The sequence below is a fragment of the Halobacteriovorax sp. YZS-3-1 genome (assembly GCF_047084945.1).
Lineage (GTDB): Bacteria > Bdellovibrionota > Bacteriovoracia > Bacteriovoracales > Bacteriovoracaceae > Halobacteriovorax_A > Halobacteriovorax_A vibrionivorans.
In genome coordinates this window covers 565232-583810 of record NZ_JBKIYI010000002.1, presented here as the reverse complement: position 1 = coordinate 583810, position 18579 = coordinate 565232, and the positions used below count along the sequence as shown (strand labels likewise).

Annotated in this window: 21 protein-coding genes and 1 riboswitch; of the genes, 9 read left to right on the top strand and 12 right to left on the bottom strand. The window is 35.0% G+C overall.

What is annotated here, in order from left to right; all coding sequences use genetic code 11:
• Positions 1 to 9 precede the first annotated feature (9 nt).
• From ACMAZI_RS12835 to ACMAZI_RS12825, 3 genes are all read left to right on the top strand, one after another.
• Entirely contained in the window at positions 10 to 840 is an 831-nt protein-coding gene (locus ACMAZI_RS12835; RefSeq protein WP_412474240.1) for a LysR family transcriptional regulator, read from the top strand.
• 213 nt (positions 841 to 1053) lie between these two features.
• The gene (locus ACMAZI_RS12830) at positions 1054 to 1407 is read left to right on the top strand and encodes a hypothetical protein (RefSeq protein WP_115361163.1); all 354 of its coding nucleotides are present in this window, start codon (positions 1054 to 1056) and stop codon (positions 1405 to 1407) included.
• 37 nt (positions 1408 to 1444) lie between these two features.
• On the top strand, positions 1445 to 1885 hold the full coding sequence (locus ACMAZI_RS12825) for a methylglyoxal synthase (protein WP_115361166.1): 441 nt from the start codon (positions 1445 to 1447) through the stop codon (positions 1883 to 1885).
• Here ACMAZI_RS12825 and ACMAZI_RS12820 read toward each other — a convergent pair.
• Together ACMAZI_RS12820 and ACMAZI_RS12815 are read right to left on the bottom strand one after the other, a co-directional pair.
• Complete coding sequence (locus ACMAZI_RS12820; RefSeq protein WP_133296916.1) at positions 1882 to 3048, bottom strand: hypothetical protein; 1167 nt, start codon at positions 3046 to 3048, stop codon at positions 1882 to 1884. The two genes, ACMAZI_RS12825 and ACMAZI_RS12820, sit on opposite strands and share 4 nt — an antisense overlap.
• A gap of 38 nt (positions 3049 to 3086) precedes the next feature.
• The gene (locus ACMAZI_RS12815) at positions 3087 to 3572 is read right to left on the bottom strand and encodes a hypothetical protein (RefSeq protein ID WP_412474239.1); all 486 of its coding nucleotides are present in this window, start codon (positions 3570 to 3572) and stop codon (positions 3087 to 3089) included.
• Positions 3573 to 3717: 145 nt separating this feature from the next.
• Between ACMAZI_RS12815 and rluF the strand changes: the two genes are divergently transcribed.
• Entirely contained in the window at positions 3718 to 4647 is a 930-nt protein-coding gene (gene rluF / locus ACMAZI_RS12810; protein ID WP_115361171.1) for a 23S rRNA pseudouridine(2604) synthase RluF, read from the top strand.
• A 3-nt stretch (positions 4648 to 4650) separates the two neighbouring features.
• Here rluF and ACMAZI_RS12805 read toward each other — a convergent pair whose 3' ends face one another.
• Both ACMAZI_RS12805 and ACMAZI_RS12800 read right to left on the bottom strand, forming a co-directional pair.
• Complete coding sequence (locus ACMAZI_RS12805) at positions 4651 to 5322, bottom strand: hypothetical protein (protein WP_115361173.1); 672 nt, start codon at positions 5320 to 5322, stop codon at positions 4651 to 4653.
• Positions 5323 to 5414: 92 nt separating this feature from the next.
• Positions 5415 to 6104 (bottom strand): hypothetical protein, encoded by a 690-nt coding sequence (locus ACMAZI_RS12800; RefSeq protein ID WP_412475128.1) that lies wholly within the window; start codon positions 6102 to 6104, stop codon positions 5415 to 5417.
• Positions 6105 to 6341: 237 nt separating this feature from the next.
• On the opposite strand from ACMAZI_RS12800, the gene ACMAZI_RS12795 reads away from it, so the two are divergent.
• Positions 6342 to 7376: an NAD-dependent epimerase/dehydratase family protein gene (locus tag ACMAZI_RS12795; protein WP_412474237.1), complete on the top strand. Its 1035-nt coding sequence runs from the start codon at positions 6342 to 6344 to the stop codon at positions 7374 to 7376.
• Positions 7377 to 7381: 5 nt separating this feature from the next.
• On the opposite strand, the gene ACMAZI_RS12790 is transcribed toward ACMAZI_RS12795, so the two are convergent.
• Positions 7382 to 8674, bottom strand: coding sequence for an ABC1 kinase family protein (locus ACMAZI_RS12790; RefSeq protein WP_412474236.1), 1293 nt, complete (start codon positions 8672 to 8674; stop codon positions 7382 to 7384).
• Between the two features lie 59 nt (positions 8675 to 8733).
• Between ACMAZI_RS12790 and ACMAZI_RS12785 the strand changes: the two genes are divergently transcribed.
• Both ACMAZI_RS12785 and ACMAZI_RS12780 read left to right on the top strand, forming a co-directional pair.
• On the top strand, positions 8734 to 9498 hold the full coding sequence (locus ACMAZI_RS12785; RefSeq protein WP_412474235.1) for an SDR family NAD(P)-dependent oxidoreductase: 765 nt from the start codon (positions 8734 to 8736) through the stop codon (positions 9496 to 9498).
• Positions 9492 to 10142 (top strand): flavin reductase family protein, encoded by a 651-nt coding sequence (locus ACMAZI_RS12780; protein ID WP_115361183.1) that lies wholly within the window; start codon positions 9492 to 9494, stop codon positions 10140 to 10142. The genes ACMAZI_RS12785 and ACMAZI_RS12780 overlap by 7 nt, the downstream gene beginning before the upstream one ends.
• A 19-nt stretch (positions 10143 to 10161) precedes the next feature.
• On the opposite strand, the gene ACMAZI_RS12775 is transcribed toward ACMAZI_RS12780, so the two are convergent.
• From ACMAZI_RS12775 to ACMAZI_RS12760, 4 genes are all read right to left on the bottom strand, one after another.
• The gene (locus tag ACMAZI_RS12775) at positions 10162 to 10596 is read right to left on the bottom strand and encodes a hypothetical protein (RefSeq protein ID WP_133296918.1); all 435 of its coding nucleotides are present in this window, start codon (positions 10594 to 10596) and stop codon (positions 10162 to 10164) included.
• Between the two features lie 229 nt (positions 10597 to 10825).
• On the bottom strand, positions 10826 to 11356 hold the full coding sequence (locus tag ACMAZI_RS12770) for a hypothetical protein (protein ID WP_412474234.1): 531 nt from the start codon (positions 11354 to 11356) through the stop codon (positions 10826 to 10828).
• 122 nt (positions 11357 to 11478) lie between these two features.
• Positions 11479 to 12189 (bottom strand): cyclase family protein, encoded by a 711-nt coding sequence (locus ACMAZI_RS12765; protein ID WP_115361189.1) that lies wholly within the window; start codon positions 12187 to 12189, stop codon positions 11479 to 11481.
• A gap of 16 nt (positions 12190 to 12205) precedes the next feature.
• Positions 12206 to 12547 carry a MerR family transcriptional regulator gene (locus ACMAZI_RS12760; RefSeq protein WP_115361191.1) on the bottom strand — a complete coding sequence of 114 codons (342 nt, stop codon included), beginning with the start codon at positions 12545 to 12547 and terminating at the stop codon, positions 12206 to 12208.
• A 78-nt stretch (positions 12548 to 12625) separates the two neighbouring features.
• On the opposite strand from ACMAZI_RS12760, the gene ACMAZI_RS12755 reads away from it, so the two are divergent.
• The gene (locus tag ACMAZI_RS12755; protein ID WP_115361193.1) at positions 12626 to 13465 is read left to right on the top strand and encodes an MBL fold metallo-hydrolase; all 840 of its coding nucleotides are present in this window, start codon (positions 12626 to 12628) and stop codon (positions 13463 to 13465) included.
• Here the strand turns inward: ACMAZI_RS12755 and ACMAZI_RS12750 are convergent.
• Complete coding sequence (locus ACMAZI_RS12750) at positions 13462 to 14790, bottom strand: M23 family metallopeptidase (protein ID WP_115361195.1); 1329 nt, start codon at positions 14788 to 14790, stop codon at positions 13462 to 13464. The genes ACMAZI_RS12755 and ACMAZI_RS12750 overlap by 4 nt on opposite strands.
• 52 nt (positions 14791 to 14842) lie before the next feature.
• Positions 14843 to 15346, bottom strand: a complete 504-nt coding sequence (locus tag ACMAZI_RS12745; RefSeq protein ID WP_158536842.1) for a GrpB family protein — start codon at positions 15344 to 15346, stop codon at positions 14843 to 14845.
• 77 nt (positions 15347 to 15423) lie between these two features.
• Positions 15424 to 15537: riboswitch (TPP riboswitch) on the top strand.
• On the opposite strand from ACMAZI_RS12745, the gene ACMAZI_RS12740 reads away from it, so the two are divergent.
• Complete coding sequence (locus ACMAZI_RS12740) at positions 15528 to 17567, top strand: TonB-dependent receptor (RefSeq protein ID WP_412474233.1); 2040 nt, start codon at positions 15528 to 15530, stop codon at positions 17565 to 17567. Its footprint overlaps the riboswitch before it by 10 nt.
• A gap of 25 nt (positions 17568 to 17592) precedes the next feature.
• Here the strand turns inward: ACMAZI_RS12740 and ACMAZI_RS12735 are convergent, their stop codons facing one another.
• The gene (locus tag ACMAZI_RS12735) at positions 17593 to 18570 is read right to left on the bottom strand and encodes a type II secretion system protein (RefSeq protein WP_412474232.1); all 978 of its coding nucleotides are present in this window, start codon (positions 18568 to 18570) and stop codon (positions 17593 to 17595) included.
• Positions 18571 to 18579: the final 9 nt, after the last annotated feature.

Genomic DNA, 18579 nt, shown 5'->3' with positions numbered 1-18579 from the left:
GAATCAATAATGTCGTTAATATTGGATGATATCAAATACTTTATTACCGTTAGTGAGACCTTGAATGTGACAAGGGCCTCAGAGAAAATCGGAATATCACAACCGGCCCTAAGCTATGCCATTAAGCGATTAGAAAAAGAGCTTGGAGGCGATCTACTAATAAGACTTAAGAATGGTATCCAGTTAACCAAACTTGGTGAAGAGTTTTTAAAACGTTCAAGAAAGCTAATCTTTGAATGGGAAGAGGCCCAGAACTTAGTATCTTCAGAAGGAGATATTGCTCAAGGAAGTTATACTTTTGCAATTCATCCATCTGTAGCACTTTACTCCCTTAAGTGCTTTATGCCAGAGCTTCAAAAAGAATACCCTAATATAGGATTTAATTTTATTCACGGTCTTTCAAGAGAAATGACAGAAAAGGTCATTAGCTGGGAAGCTGATTTTGGTATTGTAGTCAATCCAATAAAACACCCAGATCTTGTCATAAAAAAACTATGTCTTGATGAAGTATCGATCTTTCATTTAAAGAATGCAAAAAACAAACTGATACTTGATGCCAGTCTTAGTCAGTCACAATATATCTTAAAAAAAATTGCCAAGAAAATTGATTTTGATGGCCATATTAATTCAGCAAACTTAGAAGTTGTTGCCAATCTCACATCCTTGGGACTTGGTTATGGCCTTCTTCCATCAAGAGTTGCTGCTCAGTACCCTACTTTAAATAAACTAAAGACTGCGCCAATCTTTAAAGATGAAATTTGTCTTATCTACCGTCCTGAAAAACATCGAAATAAAGTTAGTAAAAAAATCATAGAAATTCTTAAAACATCAACCTATTAGCCTTAACTTTTTATTCACTAGTAATTCTACAAGAAGCAATTAAGAATAAGTCGCCATAAAATAAACAAGGCTTAAATATTTAAAATGACGAAAAAAAATTCATCTTGTCTTGACTCCTATTTTTTTGCTACCATAGTATTATCGAGAGGTAACCTACTGAATTTACACCTCTAAAGAATCTTTTTTACATTACAACAGTATCAAGGAGGCTTTATGTTTAAAGAAAGTAACTCGGGTTTTTCGATGCAACCAATGGTTTCTTACTTTGGTATTGAACTCAATCAAAACCAGTATCAAAAGATTAAACAAAAACTTGATAGGCTCATGGATCGATGCCCAGTAAGTAGTTCTTATAAACTTGATTTCAAGAAACACCAGACGAATTATATCGGACAACTGACAATCCAGTCCTATGGTAAGAAGTTTTATGCAAAGAAAGTTGCCCATACACCTTATCTAACTTTCACACTGTTAGAAGATGAAATTGATGATCAACTTTTGAAATGGAAAAGAGAAAGGTTTAGTAACTCACTAGCAAAAAATTTATCAGGACCAAGGGTCGCCTAAGCTTTACTTCATTAAATAGTGGGCATAAACTAAGGCTATGACAAAGAAAACAATAGCCTTAGTGGCCCACGACCATAGAAAAAATGACCTTATTCAATGGAGCTTAGAACATAAAGAAAAGCTTCAAAAACATAAACTTTGTGCAACAGGTACAACAGGTAAGCTTTTAGAAGAAAAGTTAGGTGTTACTATTGAAAAGTTTCTAAGTGGACCTATTGGTGGTGACTTTCAAATAGGAACGGCCATTGTTGAAGGTAAAATTGATATGCTTATTTTCTTTTGGGATCCTCTTGAGTCCATGGCCCACGATCCTGACATTAAAGCGCTTCTTAGAATTGCAACACTCTACAATATTCCGATGGCCTGTAATCAAACTAGTGCAGACTTCTTTATCAACTCTCCTCTTATGGAAAGTAAATACGACAAGAAGCTTACGGTTTTAAATAATTACACAAATGCTCGAAAAAGTTATAATTAGAATTTCATATTTGTAACAGGACAAATATATTCTTCAAGACGCTTCTTATAGCTATCTTCAAATTCTTCACGTGAAACTTTAGCAAGAGTACTAAACTCAGACTTCTTCATTTCAGCAACAAGATCAAATGGTAAATACATCTCAAGGGCAGCAAGACCACCATCTATAGACTCAATAAGATTCTTGTAACCTCTAATATAACCGAAAGCCTCATCTTGTCTCTTATAACCGTCGTAGAATGCCGTTACAATTTCAGCTTTTTCTTCCATAGAAAGAAGATCACTTTCACCTAGAACCTTTCCCCAATCATCCATAAATGGTCCAACTGGAATTAAGAACTGAGATGATTTTCTAAGACACTTTGGCTGTCTCATGGCCATATGGCGGTGATTTTCTTTTGAAGAAAATTCTTTATTTACCTTTCCAGTGTAAACTAGAATTGGATCATAATTTTCATTTAACTGGTGCCCAAGCTTAAAGATTCGCTTATAGAAAGCATCTTCAGGGTCCATATTCCACTGAACCATAACTCGGTCAAGATCACCAAAATTGTGGGCCATAAGAGGAGCCGCTCTAAGGAAATTGATATGATCCCTTTCCTCACGAAGCTTTAGCATAATAAGCTCTTCTTTTTTAATCTCTTCTAAAATGACATCGGCCATATCGCAGGCAAGTTCAGTCTTACGATTTTTAACAAGAGCGCAGTAAGCACCAATAGCAACACTTAGCCATGTTCCCTCATGAGTACTCATGACTGTATTATTATCGTTATTGTAGGCTTTGCGACTAGTTACTTGAGAGTAATCCCAAGTCCAAGATTCAATCGTTAAACGGGCCATCTTCTCTATATGCTTTGAGATATGCCCATGCTTCCAAAGAGTCTCACGGATTTGGTTATCCACATCGGTTGGAACAAAAGTACCAGCTGTTGCCCAATGAGCACTGATACAAATGTGGAAGTATTCAGCAAGATTAATATTATTTAGCTGTTTTAAATTCTTCTTGTAGAATTTGAGCTTTTCTAGAAAGGCCCTTTTCTCACCTGATGTATCTAGCTCACCTTTAAATAAGAAAGGGGCCGTATTTTCAACGTGTTGAAGTAATATATTTGGTGCAATTCCTACACCTTGTAATGCCATACCGGACTTCTTCTTTTTGCTCATGGGCTTAAATAGCACAATAAAATAGAAGCTACTAGTAGTTAGTATTCTCTACAATTTTTGAAAATTATAATTCCATCTGCAGGTGAATCATAGAAGGCTTCTTCTAATTCCCATTCACTTAAACGAGAAGTACTAATACGCTTTTCTACAATTTTAAGCTCACGAGACTTCTCATTATATGTAACCTTTGCAGTATCATAAGCGATAATAGGATCAAACTTGCAAAGAAAGCGAAAGCCTGGAGCAGCATTACAACGCCCCCTATCTTTATCATAGAAAATATTTGTACCAGAGATTCGTTCATTGGCCCAAAGCTGTCCTGGCCCCATTCCCCTTCTATCTTGATAGCGATATGTATATTCAATTCGCCCACCAGCGACTTCGGCATAGACATCACTTGCCTGATAAGGCTTGGTTTTAAAGTCAAAACGACGTAATTTTACAGATTTAAGATCTTTACAATGTATTTGCGCATAAATTTGTGACGCTGCTACTAACATAGCAAAAGTGATTAAGATTTTCATAATTCCCCCCAGAATTTGGAAGCTAATGTATCAGAATGATTAAATAATTCACCTTTAACTTAGTGAAATGTAACTTTTACTCAAAAAATAGCAATAAATCGTCTTAAACTATATTTATGAGTTAAAAATATGTTAAATAACTGGCATGGAAAATAATAATTCAATGAGAATTAATAAATATATTAGTCAGAGTGGAATCTGCTCTCGTCGTGAAGTTGATGACCTAATTGAACAACAGATCGTGAAGATAAATGGCAAGCTTGCTGAAATTGGAGATCGTGTATTTGAAGGCGATGTCGTTGAAGTAAGAGGCCAGGTTGTAAAACCAAAAGTTGCAGAAAAAGAAATTATTATTGCTTTAAATAAGCCTCGCGGTATTGTTTCCACAACAGAGAGTAGCGAAAAAGATAATATTGTCGATTACGTCAACCATGTTGAGAGAGTATTCCCAATTGGCCGACTTGATAAAGACTCACAAGGCTTAATTTTTCTAACTAATAACGGTGATATCGTTAACAAAATTCTTCGTGCAGGAAATAACCACGAGAAGGAATATGTCGTTACCGTTGATAAGCCCATCAATGATAAGTTTATAAATGGCATGGCCGGTGGAGTTCCGATTCTTGGAACTATGACGAAAAAATGTAAAGTCGAACAAATGAGCATGATGGTATTTAAAATCACCCTCGTTCAAGGACTAAATCGTCAGATTCGTAGAATGTGTGAATACTTTGGCTATAATGTAACAAAGCTAGATCGTATTCGAATTATGAATATAGGCCTTGATGGACTTGGAGTTGGTGACTGGCGAGAGCTCAACGATCAAGAAATTGCATCTCTTTATAAATTAATTGAAGGCTCTTCTTCAGAAGATCACCGCATTCAAAAAAGGTCTGCCCTTAAGGCCCAAGTTAAGAAAAAGCCACAACAACAGCAACAACGTAGAAAGAAAAAGAGTAAATACGACAAGCTCTTTAAAGAACTTGATAAAGAATTTAATTTAAGTGGAAAAACAACTAAGCGCGAAGAGAAACGAAAGCAGAATGCAAAAGGAAAGCATCGTCGTCGTAAGTAATAATCACTTTATCTTCCAAGTACCGTTTACATCTCGACATACCTCAACTATTTGTGAAGGTTGTCCCTCTTTATCAATAGTGAGTTCAATATTTAGAGTGTAACAATTATTCTTTTTATCTTGAGCGATAATTTCTAGACTTCCTGAGTTACCAGTTGTTGTGTTCTTCCAATACTCTTTTTTCTTAAGTCTTCCCGACTCAAGTAATTCGCGACCAGTCTTTTGTAATATACGGGAATCTGATTTTGTTAATTCAATACCATTAAAGGTGAAGACACTTCCGATAAGAGCAAATGGAGCCTTTACAACCCCTTTAAAAAAACCAACGACGGCACCAGAGCTTGACTCTTCCCCTATATTCTTAGCATCACCAACAATATCACCAGCTCTATTAACAAGTTCTTCTGCACGATCTAAAAAACTTGGTACTAACTCACGAGTCATTTTGACCTCTTTTAAAATCTTAGGCAATTGAGAGACAAATTTATTAACCATTGGAAGTGATTTTTGAATTTCATTTGAGGTTTGCAATATACTTTGAGGGACTTTATCAATTGTGGCAGAGATTTCAGGTACAAGCTTAAACGCCCTATGAAACTCAATAGTGAAGTTTATAATGGCCCCAGCCAAAACAAATAAACTTAATGATAAAACATAGGTCGCAGCATTTTTCATACAAAGACAATCTTATCACGATGAAAACTTGAAAAGAGTATAGTTAAGTTAATTTAGAGTTAAGAAAATAACATTATGACAACCTAGGCTTATTAACAGCCGTTATAGATTAGCCAATCTTGATTTTTAAAGTCACCTTTTAAAAAGTCTTTATATGGAATTGCTAGAATCCCATCACCTTCATATCCATGAGCATCGAGAATAATCCACTCTTCCTTAGAGTTGTTTAATTTTATCTCTAAAAGCCCAAAGAAATTCGTTACATTATTTGCTGCTCCAATATCTCCATCAATATTATAAACTTTAGAATAGACTGTATTCTTATCACAAGAGCTGGCTTCCTTTTTGACGTATTGACCATATTCAAGGTGTTTCTCCTTATTTTTCAAGATCATTGCCATATAGAAATGATCCTTATCACCAACAGTCGTAAAATAACGTATTTGATCTTGAGGGGATTTTACAATCGTAGATAAGCATTGTGGAGGCATAAATAGTTGAACTTCCTGAATACGTCTCCACTTAATCTCCATCCCCTTTGGAACATTGTAAAAGACCATTCGACTGTCTAAAGTGTTAATCTTTAAGAGAGCGCCTTTCGTCTTTTCACCACAGTTTTTATAAGAATACTCACTCACCTGTGCATTTATCTTTTTCTTACCTTTGTAAGTTGCTTGATAAACTTTATCAGAATCTAGTTTAGAGAATTTACTATCAAGAATTAAAGATTTTTCTTTTTCAACTAATTTTCCCGTATACACTTTTACATTGTGCTTATTCAACAATGAAGAACTCTTTAAAAACTGAAAAGCATTAGAATTATTCATTAATAAAAAAAGAGAAATAATCAGGGACAATCGCTTCATTTTACTACCTTCATATACTGAGTGTTGATATCAATTTTAACTTACTAGAAAGAATCAATCTAGCTTAAACACTCCTATAACGATTAATAACAAGAACTTGACTGGGAGCAAACAGATAAATACCCTATTAAGAAAGTATAATAAGGGGATTTTATGCATATTGATAAAGACAAACCTATACTAGTAACTGGTGCTACAGGTTACTTAGCAAGCTGGATTGTAAAATACCTCTTAGAAGATGGCTTTACTGTACACTGTGCAGTTAGAGACCCACAAAATGAATTAAAGACTTCTCACCTAAGGAGCCTTACTAAAGACTCCAGTAAAATCAAATTCTTTAAATCAGATCTTATGATTGAAAACTCATATGAAGAGGCCATGAAAGGATGTGAAGTAGTTATTCATACCGCCTCTCCATTCTTTTATGACTTAAAAAAAGATCCTCAAAAAGCATTGGTTGAACCCGCACTGAAGGGTACGAGAAATATTCTCAATACAGTAAATAAAATTGAAAGCGTAAAGAGAGTTGTCTTAACAAGTAGTATCGCAAGTATTTTCGGAGATACGATTGAGGCCAGTACCAGAAAAGATCCAACATTTTCAGAAGCCGACTGGAATGACACCTCTTCGCTAGATCATGCACCATATTCATATTCTAAAGTTATGGCAGAGAAAGAAGCTTGGGATATCGAAGAAAAACAAAATCGTTGGCGTTTAGTCGTAATTAACCCATCTTGGATTATTGGGCCAGCAGTAAACCCAGAAGCAAGTTATGAGTCAAAAAAGATATTCAAGCAATTCTGTGATGGAACAATGGCCTTAGGCTGTCCAGATATAAACTTAGCAGTCGTAGATGTAAGAGATGTTGCAAAAGCTCATATCAACGCAGCAACAAACTTCCATATTGACGGAAGAAATATTATTTCCGCAGCAAATTGTAACTTACTTGATATTGGAAGAATATTAAGAAATGAAGTGGGAGGTTTACTATTTCCACGCTTTCATCTTCCAAAGTTTCTACTGTGGTTAATTGCCCCATTTGTTGATTTCACAAGAGAGTACGTAAAAAAGAACGTTGGTCATCAAATATACTTTGATAATTCAAAATCCTTAAAGTTAGAGCTTGTTAATTATCGTCCAATTAATGAAACGATAAAAGAATATTACTATCAGCTCTATCGTAAATAGATTATTTATTTGATAAGATCAGATTCACCAGATATTTCTAAAACTTCTTTTAGCAAAGACCGTACATCAAAGCATGCTTCTAGCTTTTGAAGAACAAAGAATACTCCGCCTATTTTTCGATCTAAGAATATCGTGTGACGAGAAGGGTTTCCAACAGCAACTTCTTTCATTAATCTTGGTGCCATCTCCATAACCTTATCGGCGACATTTGAGCGCCCCCAGTCATAAACTCCATCCTGAAAAGGGGCAGCTATAATTCTTGCATACTCCCAAAAAAAGTCCTCATTTGTTTGCTTATTCTTTGATAGATAATCCATATCATATAAGTTTTGGAAGAATAATTTTCGATCTAGATTTGCACAAGCAATAATTAAAGTTTGATAACCTTTTAAGAAACTATCAGGGGGTGTTTTAGATGCTCCAAAATCAATGAGTCCCCATTGATTATTAGGAAGTAAAATATAATTTCCCATATGAACGTCAGTTTGTACTTTTTTAAAATGGAAAAGTTCAAGAAACATAAGACGCATAAATTCACGACCTAACTCATTACGGTCATCTTGAGAGAGATTTAGATTTTCTAACTCTCTTAGACTATGGCCATCAAGATACTCCATGGTAAGAACTTTTTCATTTGAAAATTCTTCTAAAATATCGGGAACTTTAAATTGAGGATAGTCCTTTAATAATTCTTTAAATTTATTAATTGATTTTGCTTCTTCTATATAATTAGTTTCTAAAAAGAGCATATCTTCAATCTCTTCATATATTTCACGAAGGTCCACTTCCTTAGGAATGACATTAAGGATCTTCATTAACATCTTCAGTGCCTTCACATCATTCTTAATGGCCTTTCGCACACCTTTGTACTGGATCTTCATGGCATAGCGTGCATTTTCATATGTAGCCAGATGGACTTGCCCTAAACTAGCGGCAGCAATAGGCTCCTCTTCTATTTCCAGACGATCTAGAAAGTCTATAGGAACTTGAGTTTTGACTTGCTCCCAATCTAAATAATAAGATTGGTTCTCTAATTGCTTTAAAACTTTTTGGGCCTCAGGAGGTAAGAAGGCACCAGCATATGTAGAAAGAAGTTGCCCAGCTTTCATCAATGAACCTTTCATTACACCAAGTTCATTTGCTATTAATTCAACATGGGGGGCAATCCCACCACTTAGCTTATTTTTAAGATCTTCATTACGTTTAGACCAAACATCCTTGCCCATTTTCAAGGCCAATTTGGCAACCCCCATTTGTCTGGAGATAAATTTATTTTTAATTTTATTTATTTTTTTCATCTGTCCATTTATTCTAACACTAACAATATAAGATAACTCTATTTTTTCGAGGGCATATTATGTCATTCAGGCTTAACAGTTGTAATTACGCATTGATAGTAGGTGCTGGCCATGGAATTGGTTTTGGACTTGTTCATACCCTACTAGTAAAAAATTCAAAAACAAGAATTATGGCCACTTATCGAAAAAGAGAAAATGCTGAAAAGCTCCTATCCTTACAAAGTGAGTACAAAGATCGTTTAGAGATCATACAAATAGATGCAACTAAAGAGAGTGAAATTTGTAACCTTTCAAATTCAATTAAAGAAAAGAATATTGGATTAGATCTCATCGTCAACTGTATAGGTATGCTTCATAATGATGATATCTTACCTGAGAAATCTCTTAAGGACTTTAACTGTGAAGCATTTATTGAGGTCATGAGAGTTAATTCAATTGTTACACCATTACTGGCCAAACATTTTGAAAAACAACTCAATAACGATGTAACAAGTGTCTTTGCAACGATTTCTGCTAAAGTGGGAAGTATTGAAGATAATCGCATCGGAGGTTGGTATAGTTATCGTGCTTCAAAAGCGGCCTTAAATATGTTGATTAAAACTATTGCAATTGAGTTTACAAGAAAGCGAAAGAAATGTGTTGTCTTAGCTGTTCACCCTGGAACGACTAAGACAGAGCTTTCGCAGCCATTTATTAAAAGAACTACTTATAAGATTCACGAGACACATGAAACAGCATCGAATATACTAAATGTAATTGAGAACCGAGATAGTCATGACACAGGTAAGTTTCTATCTTGGGATGCACAGGAGCTTCCATGGTAAAAGACAACATAAAAAGAATCAGTGAAGAGGATTTTAAAGCATTTGATGATCGAAAAAGAGTTAAGGTTATTAATTCTTTATCTGGCTTTAAATCAGCGAATCTAATTGGAACAATAAATAATCAAGGTCAAACAAACCTATCGGTAGTAAGTTCTGTCGTTCACTTAGGCGCTTCCCCTGCTCTTATTGGCATGGTCATTAGACCAGATGTATCCAGAAGGGATACTCTTAATAATATTCGTGAAAATGGTGAGTTCACAATTAATCATATCAATGAAGAAATAGTCGAAAAGGCCCACCAAACAAGTGCTCGCTATCCACAAGATGTAAGTGAGTTTAATGCTTGTAAACTGACTGAAGAAATTAAAGACAATTTTAAAGCTCCATTTGTAGCAGAATCAAAAATTAAGTTCTCAGTTAAATTTGTTAGAGAAATAAAAATCGAAGAGAATGGAACACATTTTATTATTGGCGAGATAAAGAACGTCTACTTACCAGAATCTTGTATATGTGATGATGGCCATATTGATATTCATCTAGCTCAGACAGTTTGTGTATCGGGCCTAGATTCATACTCAAAGCCGAAGCATATAGGTAGGTTAAGCTACGCTAAACCAGATAAGGCCTTACATTGGATTAAGTAAGGCCTTAGAAAAATATTTATTATTCTTGAACTAAATTATTACATTCTATTAAAGTTTTTTGTTTCCAAGTAAATAGGCCCTTCTTTTGACCATCTATTTTAACCTCTGTTGGGTTTCCATCAGTATCTAAAGAAATATCAACACGTCCTCTTGTCACAGCATGACCATTTCTATGACCATTACAAGAAATCATAATGCCTGTCCCAAGAGATCCATCAAGATAATTAATTTCAGTCTTATCATCTGCACAATAAACAAAGTCAGCAAGTTGATAATCATTAGTAAAACCAACAACTTGTTGTTGATCACCCTTAGATAGATATAAAATAACTCCATTTCTTCTTTGTTCTTTTTCAACTACACATCCCTCACTATTTGAGAAGATCGTAGTTTCTGCATATGTCGTAAATTGTGAAAGAAAGATAACTGATACTATTAGTAATTTTTGCTTCATATAAATCTCCATTTGTTTACTCTTTGTATCATGATTATTTTTGGCCTTAAATCGTAAATTAAAGATCGTATAAAACTTACAATACAAATTTTATTGTACAAAAGTATACACTTCACTCAGTGTTAAATATTCCCTATCTCCACAAAGTAAATGTGAAGTAGGGATATATAGTCAATTACGTGAAAGTATTAAGAAGTATTTGAATAAGTAGCTAAGTGCCTAGAATTACCTAGCAGCCTTCGAACTTTCCTCTTAGGCATTGTAGTTGCAGATCATATTTTTTTGAGCACATAATTAATGCTTTTGCTTTAGCTGATTCTTTATCTTTTGCAACACCAGTGAAGCTTTGGCGAAAAACATTTAAAGTACATGTTGTATCTTGATTCATATTTTTAATAATATGATCTTTTGTCATTAATTCTTCCTCTAGTTTTTTTATCTCTTGAGTAAGATTAATTTTTGTATTTCTAATGACTTGATCTTTTCTCTTAAGTTTGTGTTTTAAGGATTCGATCTCTAGGCTTAAATCCACATTCGTATTTTTAACTTGTAATTCAAGTTCTTCAAGTAGCTTAAGAGCATATTGATTTCTATCTTCTAATTTCTCTAAAGTTTTCTTTCTAGAGCCAAAGCTTTTTCCATCTTCAATGATTTCGGTATTTTCTTCTAGATGAATTAATATATCCTCGAATAAACGACTATCATTTGCAAAAGTATATGTACTAGCAATAAAAGATATTAATAATATTATTGATTTCATACCGCCCCTAATTTAGTTATATCTGACAAAATAATATCTATGGATACAATAAATAATTGAGTCAGTACACCGATTTCTACTTCAACAAAGCGCAGACAACACGACGCAGCACTAAGGATTCATTAATTGATAAAAGACGACAGATCATTTTTATCAAAAAGTACTGCTGTAACAGGAGATTCAGAAGAGCCTTCCATATTAAGTGGAAAACAGTTAATGAAATACTCTCCTTCTGGAACCTCATTTAAGTTAATATTTTCGAGAATTAACGCATTCTTAAAGATTTCATTATGAATTGGCCTCTCACTTGAGCCTGGCATAAAATCGGATGATTTCCATGAGGTACCAAAGAGATTAAAGCTCTCAAAGCTTGTTAAATATCTTGCGGCCTCGTGTGAAAGAGTTAATACATGTTTTGGCTCATGAAAACCAAATTCATTCTCCTGTACATTTTCAACCGAAATTAAAACCTTACTAATTCTTTTATGGCCTTTTAATTTTTCTCTAATCTCTTCTTCTTGAATGACCTTTTGCTTAAGCCCATCACCTAATTCCTTCCAACCTTCATTTTTAAACTTTATAACAATACAAGGGCCAAAGAAGTGATTAGGGTTATTTTTAAAAAAGAAGTCCGTAGACTTTCCTTCTTTCTGTGTATGTTTTGGTGTTTCAATATGAGTTAAACTATGGGGCCTTAAGATATGTGCATCATAATGCACTGGAGGAAGTTTACCCTCTTCAATTTTATATAAATTTTCTTTTTCATAAGCGACTCCCTCAAGCCACTCACCTTTTGAGTTAAGCTTAATCGATGGAGAGATTATATATGGCATAAGTATTTCCTCTTTTTTAAAGTGGGCAGTTTGAGTCCAGAAGATTTCTAATATTCTTTTGAAACTTCCTAATGACCTTGATTTGATTATCGAGTTCAAGCATCTTATCTTCAAGTTGCTTTCTCAACTTTCCATTAGGATTATTGGTGGCCAAAACTTTTGCAACAGTCTTTATCTCATTAAGAGATAAGCCTAAATCCTTGGCCTGTGAGATTAAATTCAATAATTCCACTGCCTCAATTGGGTACTCCCGATAACCATTATCACCACGTCTAGGAACAAGTAGCTCCATCTTTTCATAATAACGAATGGCAGAAGCTGCGACACCTGTCTTTTTTGATAATTCACCAATTTTCATAAGCTAACCTTTCATCTTGACCTTAAAGTATAGTTTAAGGTTTATACTAGTGTAAATCATCTTACAAAAGGAATACAAGTGAAACTATTAATTACAATTTTCCTCATGATTAATCTCTATGCAAACGAAGAATATCCACGCTTTTCAATAATAAAGACAGGAACCGCAAAGTCCCTTGAAGGACTTATCTATGAAGAAGGAAGCCTATTTAAAACAATGATGGTAAATCATGCAGGATTTCTTATTCAACATCAAGGAAAGACAATTCTATTTGAAACTGGGCTTGGAGAAGAGGTCGACTATCAATTCAAAAATGATATGTCTTGGTGGGCCAAGCCTCTTTTTGCTTATAAGAAAGAGCAGTCTATAAAAAAACAACTTAATAATAAATACACTATTGAAAGTATTATTCTCTCCCATGCTCATTGGGATCATGCGAGTGGACTTCGAGATTTTCCAAATGCAAAAGTAATTATTAGTAAAGAAGAAGAGCATGAAGTAAAACACCCCGTTGCAAATAGAACCTTTCCCACTCAATTTAAAGACGTCAAAACACAAAGTTTTCAATGGAAAGAAGAGTCCTATTTAAACTTTAAAAAGCATTATGACTATTTTGGTGATGGAACTTTAATCTTTGTTCCTCTATTTGGTCATACACATGGCTCACTTGGACTTATACTAAACTCTAAGGATAAGAAGTATTTCTTTGTTGGTGATGCAATTTGGACGACGAGGCAGCTAAGGCCAATACAAAATAAAGCCGCAATATCATCAATTCTCGTTGATACAGATAAAGAATTAACTCGAAAAAAGATCGATGAGATAAAGAAGATGCAAGACAGAGGCTTTATCATTATCCCTACTCATGATTACTACTTACATAATAAACTTGGTCTATTCCCTAAATGGATTGATTAGTTTTCTTCTTGAAGAAAGTCAAAGCGATCAATTGCACTAGGAAAACGCTTAATCTTATCTAAGTTAGCAACAAGATACTTTGAATCTTTACTAATTTCTAGATCAGCAATTGTTCCTTTTATCTTTTGGACTTGTGTATGAAGATTTGCCAAACGCTCACCTTTTAGCTTAGGTGTTGCAATCATTCGTTTATTTAAAGGATTCATCCATCGACCACGTCGATCTTTAAATCCAAAATGAAGATGAGGTCCTGTGACTCGACCAGTTGCTCCAACAGTACCAATTACTTGATGAGACCTAACCCAGGCACCAACTCCAACACTTCGTCGGTTGAGGTGATAGTAATAAGAAGTTGAACCGTCACGATGGCGAATTGCGATCTTATTTCCTGCATACTTATTATAAGTCGACATAATGACCTTTCCTGCGGCCACTGCATGAACTCTTTCACCAGTACGTCCCCTTAGGTCAATACCTCGATGCATTGCTCTTCTTCCAGTTACAGGATGCATTCTCCATCCATAACTTGAACGAATATGTAATCTCGGTAAAGGATATCTTAGGCCAGCATTTATAAGGGCCTGTCCATCTGGAGTGTAATGAGCTGTATAAGTGGAACTTTTCTCTTTATCTTCATAGAAATAAGCATCATGGCTGCCGGCCTTGATTCCACTATAAGATGTAAAGAGAACTTTTGTTTGAACAGTTTTTTTATCGTGTTTTCTTTCACTTAAAAGAACTTTATAACGATCTCCTGCTCGAGCGTGCATTCTAAAGTTCACTTTGCATAGAAGAACATTTACCACTTCATTTACAACTGATCTTTCAAGACCTAATGCAAGAAGATCATCTTGTAGAGTTGATCCTGTTTTAAGCTGTCCCTCAATCATTCGAGGTTGCCAATATGTTTCCAACTCCTCTAATGAATAATCCCATTTTCCAGAATTTTCATTAAGAGTTACGACATGTGTTTCATATTCATTTTGAGAAAAAGAAAATTTAATAAGATTATTAAATTCATCATAGGTTGCTTCGAGACGATCACCCACTTTAAGCTTTGAAAACTCAACTTCATCTCTTAGCTGATTGATTAATTTCAAGGCCTGCTTATTATCGATATCAATACTTTTTAAGGCCAGATATAGTCCCTGTCCTCTTTTAACCTCACCTTTTTTAACAATATTTGCATGGCGAAGTGGACTTGCAATCATCATTTCTGATGATGCCTCAACACGCCCAATTACATGTTGGGTTTGGTTACAGCCATAGAGACTACTCAATAAAATTAAACTAATAAATAATTTCGACATCTTACCTCTAAGCATAGCAAACTTATCGGAAAAGACCAAAATTTCTTGATTACAAATACAATGAAAATTAGCGAATCTTTGAAAGGACGGCCTCAATAAATCTTTGTTTCATACCCTCATAAAGAGCGAGGTCATTAGAGTGATTTTCCACGAGATTAAGCTTAGCATTCTTATACTCAGTGGCAATCATAGGCTCAGCATTAAGATAGTCTCTAAAGTCTAGAATATCATTAATCCTTTCATCACCTTTCTTTAAAATCTTAACATTTGTTAGAACGCGATCACCTTCTGGAGCCTTTCGCTCAAATACAAATTGCTGAGATTCATTGGAAACTAAAGAGAAGCCATGGGCCATAAATTCATTACGGAATAATTCAATCCCATCAAGGGTATGAACAACACACAGAATATCTAAAGTAGGACGGGCCAAAACATTAGGCATCGCAGTTGATCCTATATGCTCACAACCAATGAAGTTATTTCTTAAAAGTTTTGCAAGAGCAGCCTCTTCCTTTGCAAAAACCTTCAACCAAAAATCATCATACGCTACTAACTCTATTGTCTTATCCATGGCCAAACCTAACACTTTGCTTACAACTTTGGCCATGAATGATTTGCATATTCAAAATCAATATTGTATTCATTAGAAAATTTACACAAGGGAGCTACACCAAAATGTGGCTGAGAATAACGGGATATGGCCGTAAAACCTTCTAACTTGATCCAGGTAATGCTGGCGTAAGGAGACACAGATGAGACTACTGTTCGTAGTGCTATTTTCACTAATCACAACTGCCCAAACAAAGAATGATGCCATCTACATTTATGGAACACTTATAGAAAAAGACTATTATAGCGATAGTAATAGTACTTCTGTTCGTCGAGCTAAGGAGATACAGAAGTCTTTAAGCACAGATATGAGTCAAGCCTTCAAGATAATACCAAATCTAAATACAGCAAATGGAAGTTCTCGTTCAAGCTTTTTCCAAATTCGAGGAATTGGGGAAAGATCTGCGTATGAAGCAATTTCCAATTATTCAGTGGGAGTAATGGTAGACGAAGTCGACTACACAGGAATATCTGGTGTTACTAATCTTAATGGTTTATCACAAATTGAAGTATTTCGTGGGCCTCAGGCAACAGACTTTGGACCTTCTGCAATGGCCGGGATGATTCATTTAAAATCTCAAGACCCAACAATAATCTCTAAGACTAAAACCTATCTATCATATGAGTCATTCAATACCTTTGAAGAAGCATTAAGTTACACCGGTATGCTTTCTACAAATACAGGGATGTCCATATCCTTTAATAAAAGAGATAGTGATGGCTTTATGAAAAATGAGTATCTCAATCGCACAGATACAAATGGTCAAGATGAACTTGCTTTAAGAGCAAGCCTTAGACATGATTTCTATGACTCGACTTTAACCCTCGGGCTTCATTATTTCGATAAGAATAATGGCTACGATGCTTTTACACAGGATAATTCCTACACCACTAAATCTGATAAGCCAGGAAAAGATAAGAGTGAAACTTTTTCTCAATACCTAAAATTTGAAAAAGAGTTTAATGCAAACTTAATGAGTACCACAATATTTACCCATATAAAGAACGACTCATTTTATAGCTATGATGAAGACTGGGGCAATAATCCATATTGGAATTCTCTTCCAGGTTATAATGCTGACTACGATTACAATATAAAGTTCCCAAGAAGTCGCGAAGACTTCTCGCTTGATCAACGTTTTAATATAAGTAATCAAAGTACTTTTGGCATCTATATAAAGTCATCAGATGAAGACTTTAAAGAAGTTGGATACGAAGATGGAAATGAAAGAAAGAATATTCAAGGAGATATTAGAACTGAATTAGCTTCTGTATATGCTCAAAGAATTCATGATTTAAATAATAAGCTATCTCTTGAATACGGCCTTAGAGGAGAATTCCGAAAGGTCGATTACAAAGAAAATAATAGTGGATCAAATTCAAATATTCATACCGAAGATCTCATGTATGGTTTTAATATTTCAATCTCTAAAAAAGACCTGTTGGGAGAACTTGCTTATCTTAAGATAGCAAAAGGCTATAAGCCAGGAGGTATTAATACTCAATCAGCAGTGCCACAGAATCGTAAGGAATTTAAGCCAGAATCTCTCTACTCTTTAGAAGTTGGACAAAAAGCCAAATTAGATGACTCCCGTATCTCACTAAGTACAGCACTCTTTTTTATGTATAGGGAAGATGCACAAGTTAAGACTTCTTTTCAAGATGATCCAATGGACCCAAGCTCATTCACTTTTTATACAGATAATGCAACAAGCGGTATTAACTACGGAGCAGAACTTGAAGCAAGTTATAAACAAGAACTTGGCTTTAATGCACTATGGTCAATTGGACTTTTAAACACGAGATATCGTAATTACAATATCGGAACAAGAAACCTAAATGGCCGACAAATGCCACATGCCCCAAACTATCAAATAAACCTAAATCTTGAGTATAAATTTAAGTCAGGAGCTTATATTGGAGGAAACTTCTTTGCATCCGATGACTTCTATTTTTCAAACTCACACGATTTAAAATCACGTCCATATCAATTAGTAGATGCAAAGATTGGATACAGAAATGAAAGTCTAGATATTTCTATTTGGAGCAAGAATGTATTTGACGAAAATTATTCTTTACGTGGATTCTATTTTGCGAATATGCCTCCGACTTGGCAAGATGAACTCTATACTCAAAGAGAGGCGCCACGAAGCTTTGGAATAACAGGAAGATATATATTTTAGAAGGGGCAAGTCCCCTTCTAACTTTTTACTGACAACAAATCACAAAAACTTTCCCTTGGGTCATACGGCTATCGGGCTGTGCAACACATCTCCAACCATCACTTCCCACTGGATAGTCTTTTACAATACGATGGCCATCATACCAGCTATTACTACAACCACCACCTGTTCGAACCCATCCTTCTTCACAGTTTACAGTTTGAATAGCACAATAACCTCCACCACATGAATGAGTTGGTGGTAGATTTTTTTCAAGAACCTTACAAGTCGGAGTTCCACCAACTTTTTTCCATTGCGTCCCATCACAGAACTCCATGGCCTTATCGCTACTATTATACTTCATTGTTCCTTCAACAGAAGCATTGCAGGTTGCTTGATTTCCAATTTTAATACCACCGTTAACATCAAGTTTTGTAACAGGTGAATTTGTCCCGATACCAACATTTCCTGCATTATAATAAATATCATTTGGATCTGTGGCACTTCTTGAAAAGATAGTACTCTCGCCATCACTCAATGTACGACAATCAATAATAGCATCTGAAGGGTCAACCTGTACCCATAGCTTAATCTTCTTCACAAGCTCTTCGTTATAAGTATTCTTTCCCTTATTGAATTGAATAATAAGATGGGTCTCACCAGTTGAGCCCGAGTTTACACTAACTTCACTAGCTGCTGAACTAAGTCTAATTGACTCTATCGTCACACCATTATACTTCTTATTTAAAATGTAACGGTCTTCATTAGTATCATTTCTTAATTGTGAGATAGGACCTGAATCATTAGCATTAAGGCCTTGAAAACTATTCTCACAAGCAGTGGGAGTAGCTAACATTGACCTCATCTCCCCTACAATTTGATTAATTTCACTAGTTGAACTTGCTGTCTTCATGGTTTTCATGCTTGTACTGGTCATTCGCATTAATGCTAAAGCGAGGATGCCGATTAAGCCTGCCGCAACCATTATTTCAACTAAAGTAAATCCTCTATTTCTTAAACTCATAATAATCCC

Excerpts from the sequence above, each read along its gene's own strand:
- ACMAZI_RS12835 (WP_412474240.1), top strand. The coding sequence starts at position 10 with ATGTCGTTAATATTGGATGATATCAAATACTTTATTACCGTTAGTGAG.
- ACMAZI_RS12830 (WP_115361163.1), top strand. The coding sequence starts at position 1,054 with ATGTTTAAAGAAAGTAACTCGGGTTTTTCGATGCAACCAATGGTTTCT.
- ACMAZI_RS12825 (WP_115361166.1), top strand. The coding sequence starts at position 1,445 with ATGACAAAGAAAACAATAGCCTTAGTGGCCCACGACCATAGAAAAAAT.
- ACMAZI_RS12820 (WP_133296916.1), bottom strand. The coding sequence starts at position 3,048 with ATGAGCAAAAAGAAGAAGTCCGGTATGGCATTACAAGGTGTAGGAATT.
- ACMAZI_RS12815 (WP_412474239.1), bottom strand. The coding sequence starts at position 3,572 with ATGAAAATCTTAATCACTTTTGCTATGTTAGTAGCAGCGTCACAAATT.
- rluF (WP_115361171.1), top strand. The coding sequence starts at position 3,718 with ATGGAAAATAATAATTCAATGAGAATTAATAAATATATTAGTCAGAGT.
- ACMAZI_RS12805 (WP_115361173.1), bottom strand. The coding sequence starts at position 5,322 with ATGAAAAATGCTGCGACCTATGTTTTATCATTAAGTTTATTTGTTTTG.
- ACMAZI_RS12795 (WP_412474237.1), top strand. The coding sequence starts at position 6,342 with ATGCATATTGATAAAGACAAACCTATACTAGTAACTGGTGCTACAGGT.
- ACMAZI_RS12790 (WP_412474236.1), bottom strand. The coding sequence starts at position 8,674 with ATGAAAAAAATAAATAAAATTAAAAATAAATTTATCTCCAGACAAATG.
- ACMAZI_RS12785 (WP_412474235.1), top strand. The coding sequence starts at position 8,734 with ATGTCATTCAGGCTTAACAGTTGTAATTACGCATTGATAGTAGGTGCT.
- ACMAZI_RS12780 (WP_115361183.1), top strand. The coding sequence starts at position 9,492 with ATGGTAAAAGACAACATAAAAAGAATCAGTGAAGAGGATTTTAAAGCA.
- ACMAZI_RS12775 (WP_133296918.1), bottom strand. The coding sequence starts at position 10,596 with ATGAAGCAAAAATTACTAATAGTATCAGTTATCTTTCTTTCACAATTT.
- ACMAZI_RS12770 (WP_412474234.1), bottom strand. The coding sequence starts at position 11,356 with ATGAAATCAATAATATTATTAATATCTTTTATTGCTAGTACATATACT.
- ACMAZI_RS12765 (WP_115361189.1), bottom strand. The coding sequence starts at position 12,189 with ATGCCATATATAATCTCTCCATCGATTAAGCTTAACTCAAAAGGTGAG.
- ACMAZI_RS12760 (WP_115361191.1), bottom strand. The coding sequence starts at position 12,547 with ATGAAAATTGGTGAATTATCAAAAAAGACAGGTGTCGCAGCTTCTGCC.
- ACMAZI_RS12750 (WP_115361195.1), bottom strand. The coding sequence starts at position 14,790 with ATGCTTAGAGGTAAGATGTCGAAATTATTTATTAGTTTAATTTTATTG.
- ACMAZI_RS12745 (WP_158536842.1), bottom strand. The coding sequence starts at position 15,346 with ATGGATAAGACAATAGAGTTAGTAGCGTATGATGATTTTTGGTTGAAG.
- ACMAZI_RS12740 (WP_412474233.1), top strand. The coding sequence starts at position 15,528 with ATGAGACTACTGTTCGTAGTGCTATTTTCACTAATCACAACTGCCCAA.
- ACMAZI_RS12735 (WP_412474232.1), bottom strand. The coding sequence starts at position 18,570 with ATGAGTTTAAGAAATAGAGGATTTACTTTAGTTGAAATAATGGTTGCG.